The following is a 4,680-nucleotide window of genomic DNA, read 5'->3' as shown; positions in this document are numbered from 1 at the left end:
CGAAGGTGTTAAGGGGTTTTGGCAGTTGAGCAGGCGAAGCGAAGCCGCCGTCCCGAAGGGGCCAAAAACGCGGCACGCGAAGGTTTTAAGGTTTTGGTTCTTTGCTTGCAGGAGCGCCGCAGTCCAAGCGGTCCCGCAGGGATAAGCGGTTGCACCACAAAAATAAACCAAGGAGCGCCTCCGCCCCTGACCCCGCCAAACTTTTCGGGTGTCCAGAGGGCGGAGCCCTTGGGGTCCCCCTTGGCTAAGGGGGATTTAGGGGGATCGAAAAAGGAGGTATTATTCATGCTGGCCAAACGCATCATACCCTGCCTGGACGTCAAGGACGGCCGGGTAGTAAAGGGCGTTAACTTTGTAAACCTGCGGGATGCCGGCGATCCGGTGGAGCTCGCGGCGATTTATGACCGGGAGGGCGCGGATGAGCTGGTGTTCCTGGATATTTCCGCCTCGGTGGAAGGCCGGGCGACCATGGTCGAGGTCGTGCGCAGGACGGCGGGCGAGATCTCCATTCCGTTCACCGTGGGAGGAGGCATATCGGCTCCTGAGCATATGAAGACGATCTTGCGCGCCGGAGCCGACAAAATCGGCATTAACACCGCGGCTGTCAACAATCCGCAGCTGATTCTCGAAGGAGCGCGGCGGTTCGGTTCCCAATGTATTGTAGTGGCGGTCGATGCCAAATATAATGAGAATTGGGGCGAGTGGGAAGTGTACACCCACGGAGGACGCAAGCCTTCCGGAATCAAGGCGCTGGAGTGGGTGAAGGAGGCCGAAAGGCTGGGAGCGGGCGAGATTTTGCTCACCAGCATGGATGCTGACGGCACCAAGGACGGCTTTGATATTAAACTTACCTCTGCGGTCAGCGATCTGGTGGACATTCCGGTAATTGCGTCGGGCGGAGCGGGCAAGATTGAACATTTTTATGATGTGTTCACTGCGGGCAAGGCGGATGCCGGGCTTGCGGCGACCATTTTTCATTATAAGGAAATCGGGATCGGCGATTTGAAGGCCGACTTAAAACAAAAGGGTGTGGAGATCCGATGAACGAAAACAATACAACGTCTGGGCAGCAGGAGATACTGGAAGGAATACGCTGGAATGATGCCGGGCTTCTGCCGGCCATTGTGCAGGACGATACCACTCTGGAAGTGCTGATGTTCGCATACATGAACCCGGAATCGCTGAAGCTGTCGCTGGAGAGCGGACAGACCTGGTTCTGGAGCCGCTCGCGTGGGGAATTATGGCATAAGGGGGGCACTTCGGGCAACACCCAGGCAATTACCTCGATTCATTACGACTGCGACAGCGATACGCTGCTCGTGAAGGTCAAGCCGGAGGGTCCGGCGTGCCATACGGGCGAAGTGTCCTGCTTCTACCGCGAGCTTCCGCTTGCAGGCAAGGCTGCGGCTGACACGCCGCAGGCGGACGAATTACATAACGGCGGCAGCCAGACAGCCGAGGGCCGTTTTGCCGTCCTGGCCGAGCTGGAGCGCGTTATCGCCGAGAGAGAAGCGGAGCGTCCGGAAGGAGCCTACACCACATATTTGTTCGACAAAGGCGTGGACAAGATCCTGAAGAAGGTGGGCGAAGAGACAGCGGAAACGATTATCGCCGCCAAGAACAAGGACAACGCCGAGCTCCGGCTGGAGGTCAGCGATCTGATCTATCATTTGCTCGTCCTGCTGCAAGAGCGCAAGCTCCCGCTGGATGAGATTATGGCCGAGCTGAGCGCGCGCCACGAGCGGCCCCGCCGCGACTAGTACAGAAGGGAGCCTCTCCATGCTTATCGATTACCATACCCACCACGAGCGCTGCGGACATGCCGTAGGCAAGCTTGAGGATTACGTTCGCCGGGGCATTGAACTCGGCCTTAAGCAGCTCGGCCTGTCGGATCATCTGCCGCTGGTTCACGTCGACCCGGCGCAGTATTATCCGGAGATGGCTATGCCGCTGGAGGAGCTTCCCCGTTATGTAGAGGAATGTCTGGCCCTGAAGGAGCGTTACCGGGGAGTCATTGATCTCCGGGTGGGGCTTGAAGCCGATTATATCGAAGGGTATGAAGATAAGATCCGCGAGCTGCTCGCTCCCTACCCCTGGGATTATCTGATCGGCTCGGTGCATTTTCTTGGCGAGTGGGACATTACCGACTTTCGTCAGGTCCACGGCTGGGAGGGCCAGGAGCCTCTTGAGGTCTACCGGCGTTATTATCAAGCGATAGGCAAGGCCGCATCTTCAGGGGTATACGATATAATAGGACATATGGATGTTATCAAAAGATTCGGCTACGGACCGGATACCGCCGAAGGCAGGGCGGAAGTGAGGGAGCTGGAGCGCGGCGCGCTGCGGGCGATAGCGGATGCGGGAATCGCAATGGAGCTGAACGCCTCCGGCCTGTTCAAGCCATGCGCGGAGATGTTTCCGGCTTCGCATGTGCTTAAGCAAGCGCTTGAGCTGGGCATCCCGCTGACGCTGGGCTCGGACGCTCATGATCCGGCCAAGCTTGGCGAGGGCCTTCCGGAGGCCCGCAAGCTGCTCTGGGATACGGGATTTCGTGAACTTGCGGTGTTCGAAGACCGCCGCCGGGAAATGGTCCCTTTTGAAGGATAATAATTTAACATAGGAGGGGCGCTATGCAGCACCATTCATTGCGTATTTTTTCCGGATCGTCCAATCCGAAGCTGGCTGCGGATATTGCTTCAAGGCTTGGCGTGGAGCTGGGGAAGATCAAGCTGACCCGCTTCAAGAGCGGCGAGATTTATGTGCACTATGAAGAAACCATCCGGAATTGCGACGTCTTTTTGCTGCAATCTCTCTCCCATCCCATCAATGAGCTGTTCGTCGAGCTGCTGGTGATGATTGACGCCGCCAAACGGGCATCGGCCCGCACGGTCAATATTATCGTTCCGTATTACGGCTATGCCCGTCAGGAGCGCAAATCCGCGCCGAGAGAACCTATTTCCGCCAAAATGGTTGCCGACGTGCTGACGACAGCCGGCGCCACGCGTGTGCTGACCATTGACCTGCATGCGGCTGCGATCCAGGGCTTCTTCAACATTCCGGTGGATCACCTGACGGCCCTTGATCTGATCAGCGGCTATCTGAAGACCAAGAATCTGTCCGATGTGGTCGTTGTATCGCCGGATGCCGGCCGCGCTTCCATGGCCGAGAAGCTGGCAAGCAAGCTGGACTCGCCGTTTGCGATCATGATCAAGAAGCGTCCCGCCCATAATGAATCGGTTATAACCCACGTCATTGGCGATGTGGAGGGACGGACGCCGGTCATTATCGAGGATCTGATCGATACGGGAACGACCATTGTCAACGTTGTCGAAGGACTCAAGGAGAGAGGGGCGAAGAACAGTATCGTCTGCGCCACGCACGGGCTGTTCTCCGGCCCGGCGATTGAGCGGCTGGATCATCCCGGAATCGAGGAGGTGGTCGTGACCGATTCGATCGAGCTGCCCGAAGGCCATTCCGGCCGCTTCACCGTTCTCTCGGTCGCTCCGATGTTGGCGAGGGCCACAAGCATTATTATCGAAGGCGGTTCTATAGACAAGCTGCTTGGAGACGCGGGAATATAAATTCCCCGTCTTTTTTCGTCTCGCGAATGAAACGGGATACGGGCTTCCGGCACCTGTTCAACTTGAAAATCTCTCTCGATTTTATGGTATACTGTGTGAAGACAGCCGGGACCCGTACGGGAAGCGGCAAACGTGAAGTTTGGAGAAACGCTCGGGCAAAGCGCGTCTTCTGTTGGAGAGAGGGTTAGGGAGCTTACGAGGAGGTGCCTTGCTTCCATGATAGACAAGATTTCAGAGACCGACGGCGGAACCGGAAAGATTATCCCTGTCACTCTGAACGCTAATTTTTTCTTTGAGAGAGCCGTCCGTTCGCTGGATCGCTTTCAATATGAAAAAGCACTGAAAAATTTCCGCAAGGCGGTTGAATATGAACCGGAAAATCCGGTTAATCATTGCAATATGGCGGGTATACTGTCGGAGATGGGGGATTACGAGGCGTCCAACGCCGTCCTGGCCCATGTACTGGACAACGTGGACCCGTCCATGACGGAATGCCATTTCTATATGGCCAACAACTTCGCCAATATGGAAAGATTCGAGGAGGCCGAACGCTCGCTGGTTACGTATCTTGAGGAGGATGCTAACGGCGAGTTTCTTGCGGAATCGGAGGAACTGCTCGAACTGCTGCACTACGAGCTCGACCGTCCTGTTTCGCTCAGCCGGATTCGCAGCCGGGAGGGGGCGGTAGAGCATGACCGCGCCCGGAGTCTGCTGGAAGAAGGGAAATTTCCGGAGGCGGTTCGTCTCCTGGAGGAGATTACCGAGGGGACGCCCGATTTTTTGGCGGCGCATAATAATCTGGCGCTGGCGCATTTCTATATGGGCCGGTTCGCCAAGGCGAAGGAATGTATCGCGCGGGTGCTGGAGCAGGAGCCGGGAAATTTGCACGCGCTCTGCAATCTGGCGATCTTCCTTCAGTATGAAGGGGACCGGAGCGCGCTGGATGAGCTTGTGCATATGCTTGAGGTTACCGTCCCGTTCCACCGGGAGCATGTCTTCAAACTCGCGACGACCATGGGGATTCTGGGACGGCATAGAGTGGCTTACAGCCATTTCCGCCGTCTGCTGAAGGATCAGGAGATCGGCGGTGACGCCGGGC

5 protein-coding genes are annotated in these 4,680 nt (G+C 57.0%); all 5 read left to right on the top strand.

Going from position 1 to position 4,680, the window contains the following annotated elements:
- Window positions 1–285 precede the first annotated feature (285 nt).
- Window positions 286–1,044 carry an imidazole glycerol phosphate synthase subunit HisF gene (hisF, locus tag L692_RS0120620; protein ID WP_025701924.1) on the top strand — a complete coding sequence of 253 codons (759 nt, stop codon included), beginning with the start codon at window positions 286–288 and terminating at the stop codon, window positions 1,042–1,044.
- A complete protein-coding gene (gene hisIE, locus L692_RS0120615) occupies window positions 1,041–1,760 on the top strand; it encodes a bifunctional phosphoribosyl-AMP cyclohydrolase/phosphoribosyl-ATP diphosphatase HisIE (RefSeq protein ID WP_025701923.1) in 720 nt (239 codons plus the stop codon). The genes hisF and hisIE overlap by 4 nt, the downstream gene beginning before the upstream one ends.
- A gap of 19 nt (window positions 1,761–1,779) precedes the next feature.
- Complete coding sequence (gene hisJ / locus L692_RS0120610) at window positions 1,780–2,607, top strand: histidinol-phosphatase HisJ (RefSeq protein ID WP_025701922.1); 828 nt, start codon at window positions 1,780–1,782, stop codon at window positions 2,605–2,607.
- A gap of 23 nt (window positions 2,608–2,630) precedes the next feature.
- A complete protein-coding gene (locus L692_RS0120605; RefSeq protein ID WP_025701921.1) occupies window positions 2,631–3,581 on the top strand; it encodes a ribose-phosphate diphosphokinase in 951 nt (316 codons plus the stop codon).
- A gap of 216 nt (window positions 3,582–3,797) precedes the next feature.
- Window positions 3,798–4,680 (top strand): tetratricopeptide repeat protein (locus tag L692_RS0120600; RefSeq protein WP_025701920.1); only part of this gene is annotated, 883 nt, incomplete at its 3' end.

It is taken from the genome of Paenibacillus forsythiae T98 (genome assembly GCF_000520735.1).
In the GTDB taxonomy this organism is placed as follows: Bacteria; Bacillota; Bacilli; order Paenibacillales; family Paenibacillaceae; genus Paenibacillus_AQ; species Paenibacillus_AQ forsythiae.
This window is presented reverse-complemented; position numbering and strand designations above follow the sequence as displayed.

Coding starts and splice junctions, on each gene's coding strand:
- hisF (WP_025701924.1), top strand. CDS start 286: ATGCTGGCCAAACGCATCATACCCTGCCTGGACGTCAAGGACGGCCGG.
- hisIE (WP_025701923.1), top strand. CDS start 1,041: ATGAACGAAAACAATACAACGTCTGGGCAGCAGGAGATACTGGAAGGA.
- hisJ (WP_025701922.1), top strand. CDS start 1,780: ATGCTTATCGATTACCATACCCACCACGAGCGCTGCGGACATGCCGTA.
- L692_RS0120605 (WP_025701921.1), top strand. CDS start 2,631: ATGCAGCACCATTCATTGCGTATTTTTTCCGGATCGTCCAATCCGAAG.